Source organism: Gottfriedia acidiceleris (assembly GCF_050457485.1).
Lineage (GTDB): Bacteria > Bacillota > Bacilli > Bacillales > Bacillaceae_G > Gottfriedia > Gottfriedia acidiceleris_D.
In genome coordinates, this window is the sequence record NZ_JBCMJM010000019.1 from 49035 (window position 1) to 72157 (window position 23123).

The window sequence follows — 23123 nt, forward strand, 5'->3', positions numbered from 1 at the left end:
TGTTCAAGATGCCTCTCGTAAGCCCATTCGATAAAGGTTCCTGTATTAGACTCCCACCATTGTCTAACTCTCTGTGACATTCACCAATATTTACTCTTCTTACTCAGCGATTTATTATTATTTAATTTTAAAGAAATACAAAAAGGGCCCCCCGTCTTAAAAAAGGACGAGAGACCCGTGGTGCCACCTTCATTAGCTGATTAACAGCTCGCTTTGTCGGTATCCAATCAACTTTTCATTGAATACCCGTCTTTTGTAACGAGAAGACTACTCGCCAAAGCCTACTACTTATTTAAGGTTCGGTTTGAATGCTCGGAAGTCCATTCGCGATTACTTTCACACTGATTCGCACCAACCATCAGCTCTCTTTAGTTTCCGTAATCGTTACTACTCTTCGTCAACGCAAAGTAATTATGGATGTTTATTTAAATTAATTGTCCTTATATTATTATGCAAAAAATAAAAAGTCAACAAGTTTATTTCTACAAGATTCGATTTTTCTACTTTTTAGAAAACTAATATTATAAGTTTTTGCTAATCTAAAAAACGGAATCGTAAATGTTTTTTCATATGAGTCTTCATTGCATACACAACCTAAATTTGGAAAGAATAAACCCAATTAGACCTTCCATCAAAGAGGTAAAAATATGAGAACCAATACAACAATTATTAAGTCAAATAAAGAAGAAGATTTATCAAAAAATCTTAAAAATAATATTGAAAAGATTCAAGAATATTTAAGTCATACAGAAGATTTAGTCGTTAAGATTATCCATAAAAATACTCAGATTTTTGCTATTTTGTTTCTTGAATCAATGATAAAAATTGAGGCACTTCAATCATTTATTATTGAACCTATTTTAAGAGAAACAAAGGATGAAACAGGCAATATCGTCAAATCATATGAGATTAAAAACTCAACAAATATCTCCGAATTAGGAGATAGTTTATTAGACGGATTTTGTCTAATTTTAGAAGATAATTGTTCAAATGGAATTCTAGCAGCAGCTTCAGATGATAAGGAACGTGCAATTTCTGAACCTGCTAATGAACAAAATATTAATGGTGCTCACGATGGTTTTGTCGAAAGTATAAATACAAATATACAATTACTAAGAAAAAGAATCCGTACACCTGAGTTAAAGATTAAGTATTTTACGATTGGTAAGATTACGAATACTAAGGTTGCTATGGTATATATCGATTCAATTGTAAATCGAAAACTTGTCGAGGTCATAGAAGAAAGAATTTCAAGCCTTGAATTAGACAGTCTTCGTTCAACAGGACAATTAGAAGAATTGATCGAGGATAGTACTTTTTCACCATTTCCTCAAGTATTAAATACAGAAAGACCAGACCGGGCTGTATCTTATCTTTTAGACGGAAAAATAAATTTACTTGTAGATGGCAATCCAACAGTTTCAATTGTACCAATTACCTTTTTTGCTTTTTATCAAGCTCCCGATGATTATAATCATCGATGGTTGATTGGTTCATTTTTTCGAATAATTAGGGTATTTAGCTTTATAGTTGCAATTAGTTTACCTGCCATATACATTGCAATCGTATCCTTCCACTCTGAAGTACTACCGATAGGTCTTCTTTATTCAATTAGGGTTTCTTTAGAGTTTGTACCATTCCTCCCTCTCGTCGAAGCTTTTGCAATGCAAATCATATTAGAGCTGCTAAAAGAAGCCGCTATTAGACTACCTTCTCCTATTGCTCAAACAATTGGTATTGTTGGTGGTCTCGTTATTGGTACAGCTGTTGTTGAAGCACATTTAGTATCAAACACGATGATCGTTGTAATTGGTTTTACAGCAATTGCTTCGTTTGTGGCACCAGTTAGTGAAATGGGTACTAGTATGAGACTATTGGGCTTTCCTACGATGATCATGGCTTCGATACTAGGTTTCTTTGGAATCACACTAACTTTAATGTTAATTTTTATGCATATGTGTAAATTAAAATCTTTTGGCATGCCGTACTTTTCTCCGATGGCACCTTTTCGAAAGGAAGATATAAAGGATACTTTCTTTAGACTCCCTTCATGGAAACAAAATACACGACCAACTGATGCACATCCCCAAAAGATTGTACAGCAAAGAATATCTAGGGTGTGGAAGAAAAAATGATAACGAATAGTAATTCGATTTCTAAATTACAGCTCTACTTTTTTATTATCCAAAGTCAAATCGGTATTGGACTTCTCTCATTACCAAATGCGGTACAAAGTACGGCCAAAGGTGATGGGTGGATCTCTACCTTAATTGCAGGAGTAGCAGTCCAAATTACATTATTCATTTACTGGCTTTTACTAAGAAGATATCCAAATGAAACATATACAGATATTACAAAGAAAATTTTAGGTAAATATGTAGGAAAGTTCTGTAACTTATTTGTATATATCTATTTTATTATGATTGGTAGTCTAGCCTGCGTTCTTTTTATCAGAAGCATAACTCTCTGGTTATTACCGTTAACTCCTATGTGGGTACTATCGCTAATTATTATTTTATCAAGCATTTATTTAACAATTAGTGACCTAAGAATCATATCAAGATTTTTTGTATTAGCATCGGTTTTAATCATTCTTTTATTTTTACTATCGTTTTTTACCTTTTATTTACCAAAAGAATTACGCTTTATCCTACCGATAGGGCATTCAGGAATAAAAAATATCCTTTTAGGAAGTCATAAATCATTACTCTCAATATTAGGATTTGAAGGTCTTCTACTAATTTTTCCTTTTGTACTTGATTCTGAAAAAGGAATATTAAAAACTGTGAGTCTTGCCAATTTATCTGTGACATTATTCTATACATATTTCACATTTCTTTGTTTATTAAGCTTTAGTCCAACACAACTTCTGCAAATTAGGGAGCCTGTTTTATATTTATTTAAAGCCCTTTCGTTTGAAATGATTGACCGCTTAGATCTGATCTTTTTATCGGTCTGGATTGTACCAATGACAACCTCGGTAATCCTTTACTTATTTTTATCAGCTAAAAGTATCAGTAATGAAAAATCATTTAAAAAAAATGTATTTATTAGTGGAATCTTAATTTTTTTCATCACAATCATACCATTTGATGAGGATCAATTAGCTATCTTTGATAAGTATGTAACTTACTTAAGCTATGTGGTTGTATTTGGACTTCCCATCATTCTGTTTTGTTTATCCTTCATCATTTCAAAAACTGAAAGGAGAGAAAAATTATAAGAAAATCATTTTTGATAACCTTATGTTTGTTTACCTTTTTTTTAGCAAGCTGTTGGGATCAAAATCTATTAGTAAATAAAAAAATGGTTAATGGCATTAGCTTCGATTTAGATCAAGACGATAATGTATTAGCTACAGTTAGAGCATTAAATATTGAAAATAAAGGTGGTGGACAGTTTGAGGTTAAGGACGAACTTGTTAAAGTAAAGCGTCCTACTGTATCAGGAATGGAAATTGACATTAACAATAAACTACCTGGCTTAGTTGATGTAAGTAAAGCACATATTATCTTAATCAGCAGAGACCTTGCTAGAAAAGGAATTTATCCTTTTTTAGAGCTTTTTTATCGCCCTAGACAAGCCTATGTTTCTACTAGGGTTGTCATAGCAGAAGATAAAGCTTCAGACCTTATATCACTCGACCCTGGAACTAGCCCTATTGCATTTATCATATTAAAAGGACTAGAGGCTGCTGAAGATACAACAAAGATACCGAAAGAAACAGCTTTTACAGCTTGGACGCAAATTACAGATACAGGTCGAGATATCGTTTTACCTTTTGTAAAAAAAGACGAAAATGATAAAATTACAATCGGTGGAGTAGACCTATTTAATGGGGATAAGTTTTCAGGAATTAGCTTACCTAATGAAAAAGCAAGTCTTTTATTGTTACAAATGGATCGACTAACTAAATTTAGTGAAATGGCTGTAGATTTAGGAGAACGACAATCAATTTCCTTTAGAGTAAAAAAAATGAAAAGGGATTTAGATATAAAAGTAGATAAAAAGACGAAAAAAATAACTTGTAAGCTAAATCTTACTCTTTATTTAACGGTTATTAGTTATACAGGTAAAGTGGGAGAAAAACTAAACAAAGACAAATTAAATAAGGATATCTCACAAATTCTTACCAAACAGTCTAATAAAATCACTAATTCATTATTGGAAGCTAATTGTGACGCATTAGGAATTGGAGGAATTTTATCTAGCGCATATCCAGATTTATGGAATAAAATAAATTGGGACAAAGAATATAAGAATGTTAAGTTCAATACTTCAGTAAAAGCAAAAATTGATCGAACTGGACCTGTTTTTTAAGAATCATATTTATAATATTTCATTCTCTTGAGCAACATAATGTAAGGATTTGAATCAATCTGTTTTTAGGAGGAATCATACTTGAGACTAGGTAAAAAAAATGATACATTCTTTGAAATGCTCTTAAATATTGCAAATAATGTAAATGAATGTTCGATTTATTTTGATGACTTTAAAATAAAAAATGCTACTGATTTAAAAACTTTCTCTGCAGAAATGAAAGCTTACGAAACAAAAGGTGATACGTATATTCATCAAATTATTGTAGAATTAAATAAAACATTTATTACACCTATTGAACGGGAAGATATACTAGAACTTGCGAATAAAATGGACGATGTACTTGACGGAATGGAGCAATGTTCGGCAACGTTTGAAATGTACTCTATCATTCAAATAGATGATTTTATGATAAAATTCGTTAAAAATATTCGTAGTGCTGCGAATGAAATATTAAAAGCAATTCAGTTGCTTTCAAGGAAGAAATTATTAGAAATGCGAGTACATGCGATCCAAGTAAAAGACTATGAGTCACAGTGCGATGCATTATTACGCACTTCCATTAAAGAGTTATTTAAAAATGAAAAAGATCCAATCAAAATCATTCAGTTCAAAGAGATTTATGAAATGCTAGAAGCAGTTTCTGATAGTGCACAAGATGTAGCAAATACACTTGAACAGATTATTATGGGTAATGCATAATTGAATAGTAACTAAAAAATACAGCCTATTTTGGCTGTATTTTTTTATTTCTCATCTAATAGTTTTTTTGCAAGCATTCTAACGAGTGATCGTGGAATGAATCGAACAGATTGCGCTAAAATTTTATTCTTAATACCTGGAATAACAACAGTTTTCTTCTTACTAACTGCCTCATAAGTCAAGTTCGCAACTTTTTTTGGGGTCATAATTTTACCCTTAAATAGCTTTGAATTATTTCCACCAGATGAATTTATTATTCCCGTTCTAGTTGGTCCTGGACACACAGCTGTTACACTAACTCCTGTGTGTCTTAATTCCTCTGAAAGAGCTTCACTAAATGATAGTACATACGCTTTTGAAGCTGCATAAACAGACATTTTTGGCCCTGGTTGAAAAGCTGAAGTAGATGCAATATTAATAATTTGGCCCGATTTTTTTTGAAGCATATTTGGTAAGAAGTATTTTACTAACTCTGTTAAAGTAACAATATTTAACTGAATCATCTTTAACTCTTTATTTAAATCAGTCCGACCAAAATCTCCGTATAAGGCAACTCCAGCATTATTTACTAGAATATCAATCTCCATTTGTGATTTTGTTACTTGATCAAAAATGGACTTAGCAGAATTTACTTTAGAAAGGTCTTCTGTAATAACCAGTACTTTTATATTTAATTGCTTCTTCAATGAATTAGCCATTTCTTCTAATTTTATTTTATTTCTTGCAACTAAAACTAAGTTGAAATGATCTTTTGCAAATAATTTAGTTAACTCATAACCGATTCCTTCCGTTGGCCCGGTAATCAATACTGTTTTACCTTTTTGTTTTTTGACAGTCATTTTGATTATCCTTTATCTTTTTATCGTTTGAACACTTTACGTTTTACTATATGTTCTACTTAATAAAAAAAGGATTCCTACTTTATTTCTCGTAATATTTCTTAACTAACTCAATAAATATTTCCATCGATTTCGTTTGAAGTTCGATTTTATCTGTGATAATTGAAAAATTCCGTTGAATAGGTGTCCCTTCTACTTTTAGGTAATCAATGGTATTTAACTGCTTTTCTTTTTTTATTGCTAGCTCAGATAGATAGGTAATTCCCATACCAGCTTCTACAGCTTCTTTAATTAATTGTGTACTACCAAATTCAATTATATTTTTAGGACGTATCTTTAATAATTCAAATAATCGTTCAGTCGCTTCCCTTGTTCCAGATCCTTCTTCCCTAACTATCCAAGTTTCATTTTCAATTTGATTCAATGTCACGGCTTCAATATCGAATATTTCGCTCTTAGTTCCAGCAATAATATACATTTCATCATTTGCAAAAGGTTGTATATTTAAATTTGTATGAATCGCTTCGCCTTCAACTATACCAATATCAATTTGATAGCTTAGTGCAGCCTGAACAATTTCTCGAGTATTCCCTATTTGTACTGATGGAATGACATTTGGAAAAACTCTCTTCATTTCCGCTAAAATTTGCGGTAATACATATTCACCAAATGTATAACTTGCACCTATTTTAAGATGACCACTAGCCTCATTCATTAGATCATTTACAAGTGTCGACATACGCTTGTATAAACTAGTTATTTCCTTAGCATGCAAATATACAATTTCTCCAGCCTTCGTTAGCTGAACATATTTATTTGTTCTAATTAAAAGCTTTGCACCAATATGCTTCTCAAGTAATTGAATTTGCTGACTAACGGATGGTTGAGTCATATGTAACTCCTCAGCCGCTCTTGAAAAGTTTCTTTTTTCAGCGACCGCCATAAAAACTAAAAGAATTTGATCCATACTCTATCTCCTAGTATTAGATTTACTTATTATCAATATTATCATCATTTATTTTTCTTATAATAAGAAATTTGATAAATCAGGTAAAAAGAAAAGACCGATTCTTTATGAATCAGTCTCTGAATGTATACATATTTCAGACTGATTGCAAACGCTTGTCTTTCGAGGCGCGAAGTCTGGCGAGGAGCGGAGTTACCCTAGACGGTAATGAGCACCGCAGACAGACGAAGCAACGAAGAAAGCGAGCGTTTGTCAACAGTCTGGGACTGATTCAGAACGAATCAGTCTTCTTTGATGACTTAACTTTTCGAATTAAGTTAATTGCAAAGTATGCTAAAACCATAAAGACAAGATAGATTGATGCATAAAACCAGTACTCTTTATTGGTAAGTTTATTACTTAGTAGACTTAAAATGAAGAATGTTGTAAATGAACCTAATAATAGCCCAATTAATGTTTTTAACCTCATTACAATGCACTCCCATTAAAGTAATTTTAAGTATTTAAAGAAACCCTTTTACAGTCTATATAGTTCATTATTGGTAAGAATATTCCATTCTAACCTTTTAAAGTGCAGAATTAAGCTCTTACTATACACGACTTCCTATAAAAAAGGCTGAATTAATCGGTCAACAATCCGATACCCTTTATATATTGAACTCCGACATCAATTAGTTCACTTATAAACTCTTTAATATTTCCTACTAGGACACCGCCATGTCCAGTACACATTACACTACTTTCAAATTGATTTATTTTTTTTAGTCCACCTAGAAAATGAGCTAAGTGTTCTGTTGATACTCCACCATCTCTCAAATACTTTACCCACTCATTTCTAAGGTCATCTCCTTTAGAGACTAGTCCATCTTTTGATAAAGGATCACCGAAGAAACATAAGAAATCACCCGTCAAAACTGTTTTTGATGGGCGATGATAAAAAACGACCGAACCTGGAGTATGGTATCCAACTAATTCATACTCAAACTCACTTATTACTTCAAAAGCTTCCAAGTCATTACTAAACTGAGTTAATTCACGTGAATCAATCAAATTACTATCATTTGAATGGATAAATTTCTTAGCATTTTTAAAAATACTAGAGCCTTCAATATGATCTTCATGTCCATGTGTAGCTAAAAAGAGATGGACGTCTTCTGGTGTTTTCCCCAATTCAACCAGAGCTTTCCTAAGATACTTAGAGTGGATTCCTTTTCCTGAATCAATGAGAGTAACTCCATTATCCTGAATTATAAAATAACAATTATTATATGACTTCCACTCGGTATCCCATATCGCTAAAGCGTATATGTTATCTACCACACGTTCAAAAGAAACTTCCACGTCTTCACCTCCAGAATAGACATTCCATATTTAACTAAAAATCGGTCTGAAATACCTATATTATATTGTTCTATATTTACGACTAATAACCTTTTATCAATAGGTTATCTAGTTAATATGAATAAATATTATGAAAGATTTATCAAAATTAATGGGTCTTATCCACTACATCACAAGTACATAAAACATAAATTTAACTTTTCAGAAAAAAATAGATTAGAAAATTAATATGCTATAATCTTTCTAATTTTATAAATATAGTCCTGGAAGGAGCTTATAACGTGGAAAAAGAACTAAATTTAAAGAAAAATATTGGCTTTTTCGTATCAACGTCTTTAGTAATCGGTACAGTAATCGGTTCTGGAATCTTTATGAAACCTGGGATCGTGCTGTCTTCAACTGCTAACTCCACTATGGCTCTATTAGCGTGGATTATCGGTGGCGTTATTACACTAGCAAGTGGATTAACGATTGCTGAAGTAAGTGTAAAAATCCCGAGAACTGGTGGATTATATGCTTACATAGAAGAGGTTTATGGTGAGAAGTGGGGGTTTTTATGCGGTTGGGTACAAACCCTCGTCTATGGACCAGCTGTTATGGGTGCTCTTAGTCTTTATTTTGGCTCTTTATTAGCAGATTTTTTTGGTTTTCAGGGAAGTAGTAAAGTTATTGGTATTATCACGATTATATTACTTGGTAGTCTAAACATACTAGGCACTCAACTTGGTGGATATATTCAAACAATCTCTACTGCAGGTAAACTAGTTCCTATTATTTTAATTGCTGTTTTTGGTATTCTTCAAGGGGACGTATCAGTTTTTAATGCAGAGAGTGGTAGTTCTACTCAAGCACTTAGTATGGGCGCAGCAGTATTAGCGACTTTATGGGCATATGACGGTTGGATGAATGTAGGCTTTATGGCAGGAGAAATGAAGAATCCTTCAAAGACTCTTCCTAGAGCCATTATTTCTGGTATTGTTATTGTTATTTTAGCTTATCTTTCTGTTAATATCGCAATGCTACATGTTTTATCTGCAAGTAAAATTGTTGAATTAGGTCCTAATGCAGCTACAGCGGCGGCTTCTTCACTTTTTGGTAGCATTGGTGGAAAAATTCTTGCCATCGGAATCTTAATTTCTATTTTTGGCTGTTTAAATGGAAAAATTCTTACATTCCCAAGGGTTACATTTGCGATGGCAGAACGAAACTTTCTACCTGGTTCAAAAGTATTATCTAGTATTCACCCTAAATTTAATACGCCCGTGGGCTCGACAGTTTTTCAAATTGTTTTAGCATTAGCAATGATGATATTCTGGAACCCAGATCGACTTTCTGATATGGCTATATTTGCAGTTTTCTTATTTTATGGACTAGCATTTAATGCAATCTTCATATTACGTAAAAAAGATAAAGGTGGAAATAAATTATATAAAGTGCCTTTATACCCTATCACTCCGATTGTGGCAATATTAGGTACACTTTACATCATCGGTAGTACGATTATAAATGCACCAATAGATGCACTTGTATCAATTGGTATTGCAATTGTTGGTTTACCCGTTTATTGGAGACTAAAATCGACTATTAGAAGCGAAGAAAAATATAAAGCAAGTTAATATAAGTATATTTAAGGTTAAAAAAGCAGGTAAAAGACTTCAATATCTTTTACCTGCTTTTTATGTTCTCTATTATTTATGTGCAAAAAATACTAATTGAACTAAGAATAATACTGCAAATACATAAACAAATGGGTGTACGTCTTTAAATTTACGTTTAACGATTTTCATGATTGGATAAGAAATAAAGCCTAAAGCAATACCATTTGCAATGCTTGATGTTAATGGCATACTAACGATGACTAAAAATGCCGGGAATGCTTCTTCAAAATCGTCCCATTTAATTTCCGAAATACTTTTAATCATAAAACAGCCAACAATAATTAAGCTAGGCGCTGTAATTGCGGCAACTTCTGATACAGAACCAATCATTGGGCTAAAAAATGCTGCGATTACAAATAGGACTACAACGGTTAAAGATGTTAAACCAGTTTTTCCACCAGCACCAACACCCGCAGAGGATTCTACAGTTGCTGCAGTCGGACTTGTTCCTAACATTGCACCAACAATTGTTCCAATTGAATCAGCAGAGAATGCACTTCCTCCCTTTTCTAACTTACCATTTTTAATAAGACCTGCTTGTTTAACGATTGCTAGTAAAGCTCCTGTTGTATCAAATAACATGACAAGCAAGAATGAGAAAATTACACTATAAAGTCCATATTCAATAATGTCTTTCACTGAATCAATTGGGTTGTATACCAAAATTCCTTTTGGTAAATGAGGCATAGCAACAAAACCATTTGCAAAGTTTAACTGACCTGTAAAATAGGCAATTAGACCCGTCGTAATCATCCCTAGAAATAACGCACCATTTAAGTTAAGTGCCATAAATACAATTGTTATTAGTAAACCAATCAATGTAAGTGCAACCTTAGGGGAACTAAAATCACCAATCTGAACTAGATTAGTAGGGTGATCTGCGACAATACCTGATAAACGTAAGCCAATAAAGGTAATGAACAAACCAATTCCGGCAGCAATTGCATGCTTTAAGTTTGCAGGAATTGCTTGAATCAATTTTGTTCGGAAAGATGTTAAAGAAAGTAATAAAAATAAAATTCCAGTAATAAAAACAGCAGAAAAACCTACTGAATATGGGAGATTATGTCCCCCAATTACAGAATAAGTAAAATAGGCATTTAACCCCATTGCAGGCGCTATAACGATGGGATAATTAGCTATTAATGACATCGTTAAAGTACCAATAATGGTTGCTAGAATAGTAGCTAAAAATGCCTGATTAAACGGTACACCTGCGTCCTTTAAAATCATTGGATTGACAATAATGATGTATGCCAAAGTTAAAAATGTAGTTAAACCAGCTAATACTTCAATTTTAACTGAAGTATTTCGTTCTTTAAGTTGAAACATATGATGACTCCTTTATTATATTAAAATAAAAAAACTGCCCGCTTTTCATGAGAAAAAGCAGGCAGTTTTACATTGTAAAGAAAACAAAAATCCAGAGCTCTTCCTCATAGTCTAGCAGTTTACGGGCGCTAGGTAGAAACTCTTGAACCTTATTTTCAAGTTTATATGAGAAAATATTAATATATTTTTTCTATCATACGACCTACCTTACAGTCTGTCAATAAAAAACATTTTTGTTATATAATTTAGAAAATAATATAATGAATGTGGATAAAATAGTAGTAAACAACAATAATTTAAAAGTACTTTTTAGTTATAGTCGAATGGTATTCTCATTAAAAAGCTATATATGTTATTCTGAAAGTATAATTTAGAATTTAAGGGGTTGTTTAACATTCGTTTAAATAAATTTATTAGTGAGTCTGGAAAGGCTTCGAGACGTGGAGCGGATAAGTTAATTAGTGAAGGACGAGTAAAATTAAATGGTAGAGTAGCAAAAGTCGGCGATCAAGTTGAACCTGGTGATGAAGTAATTGTAAATGGTGAACATATTAGACTAGCCCGCAATCATGTTTATATAGCTTTAAACAAACCAGTTGGTATAACAAGTACTACTGAAAAAGGTGTTAAAGGGAATATTGTTGATCTCGTAAACCATCCATTACGTATCTTTAATATCGGAAGATTGGATAAGGATTCTGAAGGTTTGATTCTCCTTACAAATGATGGCGATATTGTAAATGAAATTTTACGAGCTGAAAATAGGCATGAAAAAGAATATATTGTATCAGTAGATAAACCAATAACTCCTGACTTTTTAACAAAAATGTCTGAAGGGGTAAAAATATTAGGTACGAAAACATTGCCATGTGAAGTTAAACAGCTTTCAAAATTTGATTTCCAAATCATTTTAACACAGGGTTTAAACCGTCAAATTCGTCGTATGTGTGAAGCGCTTGGATATGAAGTCTATCGATTACAAAGAACTCGAATTATGAATATTCATCTAGGTAATCTACCAATTGGTCAATGGAGAGACTTATCTAAGAAAGAAAAAACTCAGTTATTTAGAGAATTAAATTACGAACCAAATGAATGGTGACTTAAAAAAGACTGATTCAATTAAATTGAATTAGTCTTTTTTTGCTCTGTAGATTTGGAATACGTGTTCTTGTTCATTTACTTACTCATGACCATCTTATGAGTTAAAAAAAGAAACTACTATTAAGTAATATTTAATAGTAGCTCCTTTGGGATTTAAGATTATAAGCCTAATTGATTTTTAATCGTTTCTAACGTTTGGTTTTTGTAGATTTTTTTCGGCGTTGGTGCATTTTGTACTGATAGATTTTGTTGTAAGTAATTTTTCTCTACAAATACAAAATCTTTTGCATCTACAGTTCCGTCAAAATTGATATCAGCACTTCGTTTGTTTGTTCCCCAATATGTTTGAACGTAAAGTGCATCTTGAACATCGATTACATTGTCTTGGTTAACATCCCCAGCAACTAAGTTAATGTTAGTTGATTCTGATTTTCCATATAATTCGCCTTTGTATTCAAAACCGAATTTTTGTGTTTCTTTCGTGATAAAGTGTCCTGGTACATTAACTTCAAGTGTATATGCATCTTTGCTCAGCGGAAGTGGTTCGAGATTAAAACGACCACCACTAGTTATCAGGTTCGTTGCATTTAGGTTATAATCACCATTTGTTACTTTCATTGTTGCGCCTACTTTTGTCCAGTCACGATACCCAGTATATGATTGACCTTCAACTAGGTACCCCTCTGGTATAATACTACCTTGTACTCGGTTAAATCTTGGTTTTAATTGGAATCGTTTACCTGCATTTAATAACTTTACTGCTTGTCCGTTAGCATCTACTATGTTAGCAGATGGGTTAATATAACCTATTGGATAGAAAAGTTGGTCTTGTACTTTTACTTTTATATTTGCTACTTCTGCACGGTCAAACATCATTGCTTCTTTAAACGTCACTTTAATTTTATTACCAGTTACTTTAATGGTTGCTTTATCTTTGAAATTATCCGTTAAAGCAGCATCTACAAGATTAACATAAGGAATCCCTGCTGCTTGAGCATCATCAAAATTCCAAGTAACTTCTTTCACGCCTTGTACGTAATCTAATACTAAAGATGCAGATAGAATGTCTCCTGATCTAGCTAGTTCTACATTATGTTTAGCGTATGCAACTGGTGTACCTTCTTTAACAAAATAGTATTCCTTCCAGTTTGCTTGATTTCCAGCAGCATCGTAACCAATTAAGTTAAATGGTAATGCTTGTACTGTTTCAACCATTTCTACTTCATCAATCCACTTGCCGTTTTTGTCCATTTTAATTGGTCCATTTGGAAAAGGAGCACCATACGTATAGACTGCAAAATTCGATGTTTCGTCTAAATCAATACCAGCCTTCTGCATTTCTGTTAAAGCGTCATCTTTAATTTCCATTTCAAATGGAAATGTCTTTTGTCCAGGTTTATACTCAATAAACGGTGAATCCCCATCTAATGAACTTTTTACCTTAGGTGTGTCGATATCAATAAATACATTGTCAAAGTTTATTTTTTGTTTTCCATTTGGTAAAGTAGTAACGTATTTTAGTTTGTAGTGTCCAGGTTTAGCAATCGTTGTTTCTTCAGAAATAGGATGTTTTTTATCTCCAGTAAACTTGTTATATGCCCCACCAAACACTTGAAGGAAGTAGTCTTTGTCCGTTGGTCTTCCTTCTAAATTGAGAGTACCGACTAATCCTAGATCTTCATTCGTTTTTCCGTCTTGTAAAATTACATCTAGTGTATTAATTGGTGAACCTAAGTTGAATTTTAACAAAGCTGTTGTGTTACGATAGCCGTCATACGCATGATTATAATAAGAAGGTGTAATAGCAGGCGTTAGTAAATCAAGCATATCAAAGCCTTCATCTGATTTTTTGAAACTAAATGGTACTCGGTATTGTTCCGTTTTATCTTTACTATTTGAGATTAAAACATAGCCTTCATAAAAACCTTTTTTCGCTGTAGATGGAACAGTTAATGTTGCTTTCACTGTTTTAATTGAGTTCTTGTCCACTTTTAATGAATTACTTATATCTAGAACCACTCCGTTCTCATGTAATCCATTCTTATCCTTCGCATTATCTACTACTTTTACATCAAATGTTTTCTTTTTATTGCTAGTGTTTGTAAACTCAATGTCTTTCTTTACTTTAACTTGTGAGCCATCTTTTACTACTTGTTTGCAGAAACTCAACCCACCTGTTTCATTCTCTGCTTTTAATAATTTGTCACCGACAGGGATTAATGTTTCATCTTGTACTTTTATTTCTGTTTGAGTGTGAAGAGCTTGATATGGATCTACACGACCTGCTCCTACTTCAAAAACGCTATAGTCTCCATTAAGTTGATCAGCAGTGTTCATCATAATTGATTTGACATCTGCTGGCTCAAGGTTTGGATTCTGTCCAATTAATAATGCTGCCACACCAGCTGCAAATGGTGATGCCATAGACGTTCCATCCATCCTTTGATATGCATATCTATAGTCTTCTGGGGTATCATGATTTGCAATATAAGAAGGAACCGTAGATAAAACACTTACACCAGGTGCTGTAATTTCTGGCTTCATTTGGAAGTTTCCATTAACTGGTCCTCTTGAGCTGAAGTCTGCTAATCTATCTCCTCCAGTTAAGATTCCCTTCAGATTCGTAAACGTAAACGTTGTATTCCCGCTCGCAATTTTTCCTTTTAATTCTTCTCCTGCTTTCTTTGTCATAGAGAATGCAGGAGTATATTCCATTGATTCACCTAAGTTATATCCAACATGGCCATCAACATTATTGTACATAATGACAGCTTTTGCTCCATTTTGCTTTGCAAACTTCACTTTATCTACTAGAGCAAAGTTTCCACGCTGAACGAAAGCAATTTTTCCTGCTACATTTTTATTTTTGTAATCATCTAAAGTTCCTAATCCAACATCTACTAGTTCAAAAGATTTTCCTTCTAAACTATTAAAGTTATCAGCGAAGCTCCTAGCCATACTTACAAGATCAGTTGACCATCCGCCTTCTACTTTTCCTTCAAATGTTGAAATTGTCGTTGGTACATCACTCGCTCCTACTGTTAAAGCAAATGCTGCCGTACCTGGTGATCCTAAAGTATAAGCATTAGGTCCACTGTTACCTGCTGAAACCACCGCTGTTACGCCATTTAGTACAGCATAATTTATTGCCGTACTAGTTGGATAATATGGATCATTAATTCCTGCCCCTAATGAAAGGTTAATAACATCCATACCATCTTGAACTGCTTTATCAATACCTGCGATTACATTTTCAGATGATCCGCTTCCGTATGGACCAAGCACACGGTACATATATAGATCCGCATCAGGAGCAACTCCTTCTACCGAAACTTCACTATCATTTTTATTTTGTCCAACAATTGTCCCTGACACATGAGTACCATGCTCTGTATAGTAAGAGCCACCGCCATTACTTTCAGGTTGGTTTGATGCCTGCCAATCCTTATATGTAGTTTCCATTGGATCATTATCATTATCTACAAAATCGTATCCGCCTTTATATGCGTCTTTTAAATCTGGGTGGTTATAGTCAATACCAGTATCGAGCACCCCTACTTTAACGCCTTTACCTGTAATTCCTTCTTTATGTAGCTTATCCACGTTTAAATAAGGAATGCTATCTACTGAAGTAGTTGTTTTACTAGCAACATCTGTTGGAACCTCTTCTTTAATTGGATCTACATTAAAAGTTACATCTTTATAAATCGTTTTAACAGCATTTGATTTTAAAAGTTCTTTTACTTGATTTGCAGGAAGAGTAATAGCTGCACCGTTAAATGCTGTTTTATATGTTTTTGTAATAACAGGTGCCCTTTTCTTTTCTTTAACTTTTACAAACCTTCCAACGTCTTCTTTGAATTTATTGTGCTCTTTATCTACCTGAGCTTGTGCTGACGCTTTTGTTAATGATTTTCCGTCAACTGCTGCTTCTAATACTGCAACATTACTTGGATCCGAATTGAACTGAACAATTACAGTGATGTCTTTATCAGAATTCAGTTCATTTTCTTGAAAGCCTTGAAGCCCATCTTGATCGTTTAATTCTAATTGTTTTAGTGCTTCTCTTTGCTCTGGTGTAATTGAGGCTAAAATTTCTTCAGCTTTAGAAGTTGCTGCATTTGCCGTTAAATATGACTTTGCACTGAAAGGTGAAATAAGCAGACCTGTTGAAAGGGCAAGTACTGCCGAGTGCTTTGCCAATGTTGTTGCCTTCATATTCTTCATCCCCCATTTTTCTCTATATAGTTAAAAAATTCTTACTATTTAAATAGTAATCGCATTTAGGAAAAAAGCATATTGTGTTATTTTTAATCGAAATTTTGGTCATTTTGTAGGATTTTTTTACTAAAAGGTATTGAAATCTGAAAGGAAATTTCATTAAATATTAAAAAAGCATGAAGTTTTGATAAAAAAATTGTGTTATTTTTAATTTGAAATGAAAGTATTTGACTTTACCAAATTATAGCTATAATGAAATTAATAGGTATTTAAAAGTCTTTGTACTTTCTAGTTTCTTAGATTTGCGTTGCAAAATGAACATTCACAAATTTTAGGAATGTAATCTTGCATTGACGCAAAAACTTCATAGTTAAGCAACTGGAATTAGAAAAGGAGAGAACATATGCTTGAAGGCGAAATCATTAAATTTTATCGTAAAAAAGCGGGATTGACGCAAGAGGAATTAGGAAAAGATATTTGTACCGCTACCCATGTAAGTAGGATAGAAAGAGGGGAAACTCGATATTCTGAAGAAATTATTCAACTGTTCTCTCAACGTCTTCAGATTGACATTAAAAATGAGATAGCCACTGTTCGAAATATTGAAAAGAAACTCCAAAAATGGCATAACGCAATTATATTAGAGCGAATGAAGGACGTTATCATCATAAAAGAAGAATTAGAAAGCATTCACTATATTAGTGCGTCTAACTATGCGATCTATTTTCAGCTTTTATTAGCCCGATATTTTATTTTATGTAAAAGCATTGAAAAAGCTGATCGTATTATAAAACGGATTGAAAAAGATACTCCTCCTATGTCAACTTTTGAAAAGAATCTATTACACCATGTCAGAGGAATATATTATTTAGCCCAATATACCCTTCTAGAAAATGTAAATAGACAAATTGCCTTACAAGAATTAAAGAAGGTCAATATAGAGGAATACGGAAATAAAGAATATTACTATCATCTAGGATCAGCCTATCATTGGACACGCTCTAAAGTTATGGCATATTTCTATGGTGAAAAAGCTTTTAGATACTTTAATAAAACAAATAATTATGCAAGGGCAATTTTGGCTGAATCCTTGATGCTAGTACAATTAAAAGACAGTACACAACTAGATTTTGAAGAAATTGTAAAAAGGTATGAGAGTTTAATTGAGCATAGCGAAGCTTTAGGCCTTTTAGATAAAAGAGGTATGATCTTACACAATTTAGGTCTAATGTATTTTTGGAAGCAAGACTTTAAAAATGCACATATTTTTTATGAAAAATCAGTTGAAGAAGCCGATAAACAATCATTACCTTATTTAAATCGTTTGTATAACTATCTAGATAATGCTGAAGAAGGGAAACTTTTATCGACAAAGGAATTGCTTAATAAAGCAAAGGAAGGACTTGCCCTTTCAGAAAAGGCCACAAATGATTTATATAAAATCCTCTTTACTCTTCTAATTTTACGTTTTAACGAAAAACTTGATGAATATTATGATTACATGGAACAAACTGCATATCCTTTCTTTAAGAATCACCATCATGTTACACATGCAATTAAATATGCAAAGTTGCTTTACAACTATTATGTTAAGACAAAACAATTTGAAAAAGCAGTTCATATTGGGGATATGTTTATTAATGGTCATTAGATAAAATAGATAAGACAAAAGGGACTAATTCATATTGAATCTGTCCCTTTCAGTACTTTCATAATCTATAAATCTAGTAAAATTAATGTACAAGTAAGTCCTTCTCTAACTGTTTGTACTCATTAATAATTAAACTAGTTAACTCACTTAAATCTGATAATTCTGAATATTTAACAAGCAACTCTTCCACAGTGTGCTCTTGGAGGAAGTTTTGTAGTTCAACTGCTTCATGATCATCATTATTTTTATAGAATAGAGCAACTGCAATTGCTTTAACTAAATAGGTAGGAGTTATTCCAAAATTTATTAATTCTCTAGCTGGCTTAATAAAACGGTCATTCGCTCCTAATTTACGAATTGGCGATCGAGCAACACGAGATAATTCATCTGAAATATATTCATTATCGAATCTACCTAATATTTTATTAATATAGGCAGTGTGTTCATCCGAATCAAAGTTATATTTTTTAACTAATAACTTACCCGTTTCATCTAAAATGGAACTAACAATATTTCTAATATTTTCATCAGAAATTGCTTCTTTAATCGTTTTGTATCCGTAGAAATTTCCTAAATATGCAGTCGCTGCGTGACCAGTGTTTACAGTAAATAGTTTTCTTTCAATATAAGGAAGTAAATCCTCTACATAAGTTACACCATCAATTGCTGGAACTTCCCCTATCATTTTTGATTGATCAATAACCCACTCATAAAAAGGTTCTACCGCTACTAATAATTTATCTTCGTGACTTTGAATTGGTACGATTCGATCTACTGCAGCATTCGGAAAACTGACCGACTGTTCAGTTTTTTTCTGCTGAGATAATGTCATATTTAAATAAACTTCGTCTCTTAAAAAAGTACTTCCACCTATCATATTCTCACATGCAATTATATTTAACGCTTTATCCGATTTCTCAACTCTTTCAATTAATCCTTCTGCAATTAGCTTTGCTATTTTAGGAAGAATTGAGGGACCTACTGCTGTTGTTACAATATCAGCTTGTGCAATTACTTTTGCTACTGCCCATGGATCTTCCAGACTATTAATACCTCTTACATTTGTTATTTTTATTTTTTCTTGAGTACGATCTGCTAGCATGACAGTATATGATTTCTTCTCATTCAGTTCATTAATAATCTCTTCGTTAACATCAACAAAGCAAATCTCATACCCTGCCTTGTGTAATAATTGTCCTATAAATCCTCTTCCAATATTACCAGCACCAAAGTGTACAGCTAACATCTTACTCCTCCTCGCTAAACATTAAAATTAGTTCCTCTTTTGAAGTGGCTGCGACCAATTTATGTACATTTTCTTCCTCTGAACAAAGGATTGCAATTTGAGATAACAGATCAAGATGCTCATTATCTTTGCCTGCAATACCGAATACTACCTTTACAATATTTCCGTTCCCAAAATCTACTCCATTAGGAATTTGAAGAATCGAAATTCCAGATGAGATTACCTCTTGTTTTGACTCCTCAGTTCCGTGTGGAATCGCAATAAAGTTCCCCATATAAGTTGTTAAAGACTCTTCTCTTTCAATCATCTTCTCAATATAATTTTCTTTTACATAACCGTTTTTTACTAAAAGATTTCCTGCTAAACGAATAGCTTCATCTTTTGTTTTCACATCTACATTTAATAAAACATTATCTGTTGGTAATACTGTCTGAATCATTTACTAATCCCTCAATTCTTAAATCTCTTTTGTAAATTTTCATAAAATGCATAGCTTAATTTGCTATATATATCTGTATACTTATTAGAAGTAAAAATCCGTGTTGATTCTTCATCTTCAATAATTGTTGAACTAATTGTGCTCAACACCTCTAATTGACCTGTCTCCATTTCAACTGGAGCTAGTAATAATAATAATGTAGTGATTTTTATTGATGAGTGATCCATTGCTTTGACTACCATCGGCTCATGAAGCAAAAAGGATAAAAACACTGGTTGCATAACAAATTCTGAACGACAATGATACAGTGCTATACTAGTACCTGGTATCCCTAGGCCACCCTTCTTTTCTCTTTCTGTGAGTTGATTAGTCACCTCAAAGTAATCACCTATTAATCCTCTAACATTTGCCTGTTTGCATACTTCCAATAATAAAATAGAAGAGGTTGGAATAAACGGTAATGAAATTGTCTCAAATGTATTCAATATATGGAGTACAGTTTCTGAGTACTGCTGTATTACTTCAAGATTTAGTTTAATTAATTCTGGCGTTTCTAGCTTGATCTGCTTTTGAAACTTTTTGCTATGGAGCTTTCTTAGTAATGTTGCTTCTGTTGTAAGAGAGTTGCGTTTTATTTCATGACGAATCTGCTCAGCCTCTTTCTTTGGCAATAAGGGATTAACGGTAATATATTTTTTGGAAAATCCCGGCATCTCAACTGTAGATAAAATAATGTCATATTGCTCAATTTGCATATTTCTTAAGTTTGCTAAAGATGATACTTCGATATCTGTTATTTCTTTTATCTCTTTTTTGATTCGACTCGCTAACATTTTAGAAGAACCAATCCCACTTGAACATAATACAAGCGCTCTAACTTCTTTACTGTTATCATAGATTACTTGAGATGAACCAAAGTGTAGGACAAGATAAGCGATTTCCTCAGTTGGAAAAACAATTGATGGAAAAGCTTCTTTTAATCCTTCTTGAATGATCTTAAACATTGCAGGATAATCTTCTTGAATTTGACTTGCTAAAGGATTATTTGCATCTAGTTTTTTTTGAATTCGATAGATTGCTGGTTCAATATGAGTAATTAGTCCTTCAAATAAGGCTTGGTCTTCTTCAAAATTTATTTCAAGTTCTTTAGAGACAAAATTGATTAACTTTTTTGAGCCTACAACGATCTCTGTGCTACTCTCTTTTAGCCAATCATTTTTCTCTTGACGCTGCCTTGCACCTAATAAATGCATCGTAATTATACCCTTTTTCAGCATTTGGGATATTAACTTGAAACACTTCTTCTAATTCATTAACAATCTGACTTGCGATATTAAATTCTTTAGAGGTGCTTAATTCCTCAAGAACCTCTTGATCTATTTGTATTACTTCACCTTGAATAATTCTTTCTATGGCTAAAGATAAGTGAATTGTAAATGTCATAAATGCACTATCAGCTAGAGAATAAGGTAATTGTTGTTCAATATCCCGAATCATTTTTCCAATCATGGTGAGTTTTTCTAGTTTTATTATTTCTAATAATCCATTTGAGAATCTATTCTCTGACTCATACTCATCTTCCACTACAGATAAAAACTCATATTCATTTAGTTGCTGTGCGATTAAATGTCCTAGGGCTTTTCTTTTTTTTCGTTCAGAACCTAGTAAAGCAATGCCGTACCCTTTCTTTCTTATTAGATCCAAATCGAAGTCTTTTAACCATTCCTCTACTTTATTGAGATCATTACTAACTGTAGCAACGGTAACATGCAAATCATTTGCTAGTGAGCTTAGTTTAATAGATTCTGGTTCTTTTAATAAGGAACATAGAATTAACTCTTGTCTTTCTTTTTGAGTAAACTCTTGCCCACTTTTTAATATTGCAATTTGAAGCTCATTTTTTTGCTCAGGTGTCCCTTCAATATACATTCCGACACCTAATACCTTTTTTAAGAAAAGGCTATGAGCTGAGGCAATATTTTCGATTCCTTTTAGTTCCCGTTGCACGGTTCTACTACTAACATTCAATTTCTCTGCAATTTCCTGAACATTGATTCCGTTTGGATGATCCAACAACAAATTAATGATTTCTCTTTCTCTTGCTGATATATACATATATACCGTTGTCAAAAACTTATAAAAATCAATAAAAAACGATTATTTTTATAGATTTCGTTTATTTCCCTTTTCTACGTGTCCGATTTTGCCTAGTTAGGCTACTTTCGTTTAATATAACACTCCAAGGGCGTAAGTTCGGATACAACGAATCCTACATATCAGTAATGACGTCTAGGTATCAGTTTACTAATTTATATCGTGACAAGTTGATTGCTGCGTTTAAATCTCGATCGATTTCATGACCGCATTCACATTTGTATAGTCGGTCTGATAGTTTTAAATCATTTTTCTTATTTCCACAACTTGAGCACGTTTTAGAAGATGGGTACCATTGATCAGCTTCAACAAATTCAATCCCATATTTTTCACATTTATAATGAATTTGGCGTTTGAATTTAAATAAACACTGCTTCGCGATTGCTTTTGACAGGTGCTTATTCTTCATCATTCCCTTGATATTTATAGCTTCCATTACGATGCGATAAGGTTTGGTTTTCACGATTTCACTTGTGGATTGATGAAGATGATTTAGTCTGATATTCGTCAACTTTCTATAGAGGTGTTGTATCTTCTTTTCGATTTTTAGTATGTTGCTTGTTTTGACGAAACGGTTTCCCTCCTTATTCATTTCATATTTACGAGAAATTTGACGCTGTAACCTACGTAGGCGTTTCTCTGCCTTTTTAACAGTAATTGTTTTGTTGATATTTTTCTTCTTGGTTCCATCTGAACATACGGCTAAATCTTTTATCCCCACATCAATACCAAGTGAGACATTTGTCAATTCTACGATTGGTTTTGATTTTTCAACTCCAACAGAGAGATACCAGTATTTTCCATCATTGCTAATTCTGGGATTATAGTATTTTTTATCTGATATAACTTCAGAGACTAGAACCCAACCGACCTTTTCAATCAACACTTTCTTTCCTTTTACTTTCAACTTCACATTATCGTTATAAAAGGATGGTTTTGATTTTCTTTTACTTTTGAATCGTGGTTGAGCTGCTAACCCTTTAAAGAACTTTTCATACGCATGACAAAGATCTTTTATCGATTGTTTTGTAATATTATTCGATACTTCATACAACCAAGAAAATTCATCAATTTGTTTTAAACCAGTCAATTCTTTTCTTAATAGACCATCAGAAATAAACTTCCCACTGTTTTTATAGCTTTCTTTCT

Annotated in this window: 18 protein-coding genes, 1 riboswitch and 2 other annotated features (1 of these 21 only partly in view); of the genes, 7 read left to right on the plus strand and 11 right to left on the minus strand. The window is 32.8% G+C overall.

The annotated features are described in order from the left end of the window. Nucleotides 1-116: a binding site (T-box leader), on the minus strand (it extends 147 nt beyond the left edge of the window). Nucleotides 117-159: 43 nt separating this feature from the next. After that, nucleotides 160-410 (minus strand) — a binding site (T-box leader). A gap of 237 nt (nucleotides 411-647) precedes the next feature. From ABEY15_RS20360 to ABEY15_RS20375, 4 genes are all read left to right on the plus strand, one after another. Then, the gene (locus tag ABEY15_RS20360) at nucleotides 648-2135 is read left to right on the plus strand and encodes a spore germination protein (RefSeq protein ID WP_429891891.1); all 1488 of its coding nucleotides are present in this window, start codon (nucleotides 648-650) and stop codon (nucleotides 2133-2135) included. Then, nucleotides 2132-3223: a GerAB/ArcD/ProY family transporter gene (locus ABEY15_RS20365; protein ID WP_429891892.1), complete on the plus strand. Its 1092-nt coding sequence runs from the start codon at nucleotides 2132-2134 to the stop codon at nucleotides 3221-3223. Before ABEY15_RS20360 ends, ABEY15_RS20365 begins: the two co-directional genes overlap by 4 nt. An 11-nt stretch (nucleotides 3224-3234) precedes the next feature. Beyond that, on the plus strand, nucleotides 3235-4320 hold the full coding sequence (locus ABEY15_RS20370; protein WP_429891893.1) for a Ger(x)C family spore germination protein: 1086 nt from the start codon (nucleotides 3235-3237) through the stop codon (nucleotides 4318-4320). A gap of 81 nt (nucleotides 4321-4401) precedes the next feature. Beyond that, complete coding sequence (locus tag ABEY15_RS20375) at nucleotides 4402-5022, plus strand: DUF47 domain-containing protein (RefSeq protein WP_429891894.1); 621 nt, start codon at nucleotides 4402-4404, stop codon at nucleotides 5020-5022. 44 nt (nucleotides 5023-5066) lie between these two features. On the opposite strand, the gene ABEY15_RS20380 is transcribed toward ABEY15_RS20375, so the two are convergent. The 4 genes from ABEY15_RS20380 to ABEY15_RS20395 all read right to left on the minus strand — a co-directional run bounded on the left by ABEY15_RS20380 (nucleotide 5067) and on the right by ABEY15_RS20395 (nucleotide 8169). Then, complete coding sequence (locus ABEY15_RS20380; protein WP_429891895.1) at nucleotides 5067-5861, minus strand: SDR family NAD(P)-dependent oxidoreductase; 795 nt, start codon at nucleotides 5859-5861, stop codon at nucleotides 5067-5069. 82 nt (nucleotides 5862-5943) lie between these two features. Then, the gene (locus ABEY15_RS20385; RefSeq protein WP_429891896.1) at nucleotides 5944-6828 is read right to left on the minus strand and encodes a LysR family transcriptional regulator; all 885 of its coding nucleotides are present in this window, start codon (nucleotides 6826-6828) and stop codon (nucleotides 5944-5946) included. Between the two features lie 271 nt (nucleotides 6829-7099). Continuing rightward, nucleotides 7100-7297, minus strand: a complete 198-nt coding sequence (locus ABEY15_RS20390) for a hypothetical protein (RefSeq protein ID WP_429891897.1) — start codon at nucleotides 7295-7297, stop codon at nucleotides 7100-7102. Between the two features lie 152 nt (nucleotides 7298-7449). Next, nucleotides 7450-8169, minus strand: a complete 720-nt coding sequence (locus ABEY15_RS20395) for an MBL fold metallo-hydrolase (protein ID WP_429891898.1) — start codon at nucleotides 8167-8169, stop codon at nucleotides 7450-7452. A gap of 281 nt (nucleotides 8170-8450) precedes the next feature. Between ABEY15_RS20395 and ABEY15_RS20400 the strand changes: the two genes are divergently transcribed. Further along, nucleotides 8451-9785: an APC family permease gene (locus ABEY15_RS20400; RefSeq protein WP_429891899.1), complete on the plus strand. Its 1335-nt coding sequence runs from the start codon at nucleotides 8451-8453 to the stop codon at nucleotides 9783-9785. Between the two features lie 72 nt (nucleotides 9786-9857). On the opposite strand, the gene ABEY15_RS20405 is transcribed toward ABEY15_RS20400, so the two are convergent. After that, on the minus strand, nucleotides 9858-11159 hold the full coding sequence (locus tag ABEY15_RS20405; RefSeq protein WP_429891900.1) for an NCS2 family permease: 1302 nt from the start codon (nucleotides 11157-11159) through the stop codon (nucleotides 9858-9860). Nucleotides 11160-11246: 87 nt separating this feature from the next. Next, nucleotides 11247-11348, minus strand: a riboswitch (purine riboswitch). Nucleotides 11349-11544: 196 nt separating this feature from the next. Here ABEY15_RS20405 and rluF point away from each other — a divergent pair. Next, the gene (gene rluF, locus ABEY15_RS20410; protein ID WP_170927383.1) at nucleotides 11545-12261 is read left to right on the plus strand and encodes a 23S rRNA pseudouridine(2604) synthase RluF; all 717 of its coding nucleotides are present in this window, start codon (nucleotides 11545-11547) and stop codon (nucleotides 12259-12261) included. 161 nt (nucleotides 12262-12422) lie between these two features. On the opposite strand, the gene ABEY15_RS20415 is transcribed toward rluF, so the two are convergent. Next, the gene (locus ABEY15_RS20415) at nucleotides 12423-16481 is read right to left on the minus strand and encodes a S8 family serine peptidase (protein WP_429891901.1); all 4059 of its coding nucleotides are present in this window, start codon (nucleotides 16479-16481) and stop codon (nucleotides 12423-12425) included. Nucleotides 16482-16887: 406 nt separating this feature from the next. On the opposite strand from ABEY15_RS20415, the gene ABEY15_RS20420 reads away from it, so the two are divergent. Continuing rightward, nucleotides 16888-18135, plus strand: coding sequence for a helix-turn-helix domain-containing protein (locus ABEY15_RS20420; protein ID WP_429891902.1), 1248 nt, complete (start codon nucleotides 16888-16890; stop codon nucleotides 18133-18135). Between the two features lie 82 nt (nucleotides 18136-18217). Here the strand turns inward: ABEY15_RS20420 and ABEY15_RS20425 are convergent, their stop codons facing one another. The 5 genes from ABEY15_RS20425 to ABEY15_RS20445 all read right to left on the minus strand — a co-directional run. Beyond that, nucleotides 18218-19381: a mannitol-1-phosphate 5-dehydrogenase gene (locus ABEY15_RS20425; RefSeq protein ID WP_429891903.1), complete on the minus strand. Its 1164-nt coding sequence runs from the start codon at nucleotides 19379-19381 to the stop codon at nucleotides 18218-18220. A gap of 1 nt (nucleotide 19382) precedes the next feature. Beyond that, nucleotides 19383-19820, minus strand: coding sequence for a PTS sugar transporter subunit IIA (locus tag ABEY15_RS20430; RefSeq protein WP_069034985.1), 438 nt, complete (start codon nucleotides 19818-19820; stop codon nucleotides 19383-19385). Between the two features lie 11 nt (nucleotides 19821-19831). After that, nucleotides 19832-21073 (minus strand): BglG family transcription antiterminator, encoded by a 1242-nt coding sequence (locus ABEY15_RS20435; RefSeq protein WP_429891904.1) that lies wholly within the window; start codon nucleotides 21071-21073, stop codon nucleotides 19832-19834. Next, nucleotides 21033-21950 carry a BglG family transcription antiterminator gene (locus ABEY15_RS20440; protein ID WP_429891905.1) on the minus strand — a complete coding sequence of 306 codons (918 nt, stop codon included), beginning with the start codon at nucleotides 21948-21950 and terminating at the stop codon, nucleotides 21033-21035. Before ABEY15_RS20440 ends, ABEY15_RS20435 begins: the two co-directional genes overlap by 41 nt. Before the next feature lie 166 nt (nucleotides 21951-22116). Further along, nucleotides 22117-23123 (minus strand): RNA-guided endonuclease InsQ/TnpB family protein (locus ABEY15_RS20445; RefSeq protein ID WP_429891906.1); only part of this gene is annotated, 1007 nt, incomplete at its 5' end.

Bases quoted from the DNA above. Each gene is read 5' to 3' on its own strand.
- ABEY15_RS20360 (WP_429891891.1), top strand. From the start codon at position 648: ATGAGAACCAATACAACAATTATTAAGTCAAATAAAGAAGAAGATTTA.
- ABEY15_RS20365 (WP_429891892.1), top strand. From the start codon at position 2,132: ATGATAACGAATAGTAATTCGATTTCTAAATTACAGCTCTACTTTTTT.
- ABEY15_RS20380 (WP_429891895.1), bottom strand. From the start codon at position 5,861: ATGACTGTCAAAAAACAAAAAGGTAAAACAGTATTGATTACCGGGCCA.
- ABEY15_RS20385 (WP_429891896.1), bottom strand. From the start codon at position 6,828: ATGGATCAAATTCTTTTAGTTTTTATGGCGGTCGCTGAAAAAAGAAAC.
- ABEY15_RS20390 (WP_429891897.1), bottom strand. From the start codon at position 7,297: ATGAGGTTAAAAACATTAATTGGGCTATTATTAGGTTCATTTACAACA.
- ABEY15_RS20405 (WP_429891900.1), bottom strand. From the start codon at position 11,159: ATGTTTCAACTTAAAGAACGAAATACTTCAGTTAAAATTGAAGTATTA.
- ABEY15_RS20415 (WP_429891901.1), bottom strand. From the start codon at position 16,481: ATGAAGGCAACAACATTGGCAAAGCACTCGGCAGTACTTGCCCTTTCA.
- ABEY15_RS20420 (WP_429891902.1), top strand. From the start codon at position 16,888: ATGCTTGAAGGCGAAATCATTAAATTTTATCGTAAAAAAGCGGGATTG.
- ABEY15_RS20425 (WP_429891903.1), bottom strand. From the start codon at position 19,381: ATGTTAGCTGTACACTTTGGTGCTGGTAATATTGGAAGAGGATTTATA.
- ABEY15_RS20430 (WP_069034985.1), bottom strand. From the start codon at position 19,820: ATGATTCAGACAGTATTACCAACAGATAATGTTTTATTAAATGTAGAT.
- ABEY15_RS20435 (WP_429891904.1), bottom strand. From the start codon at position 21,073: ATGCATTTATTAGGTGCAAGGCAGCGTCAAGAGAAAAATGATTGGCTA.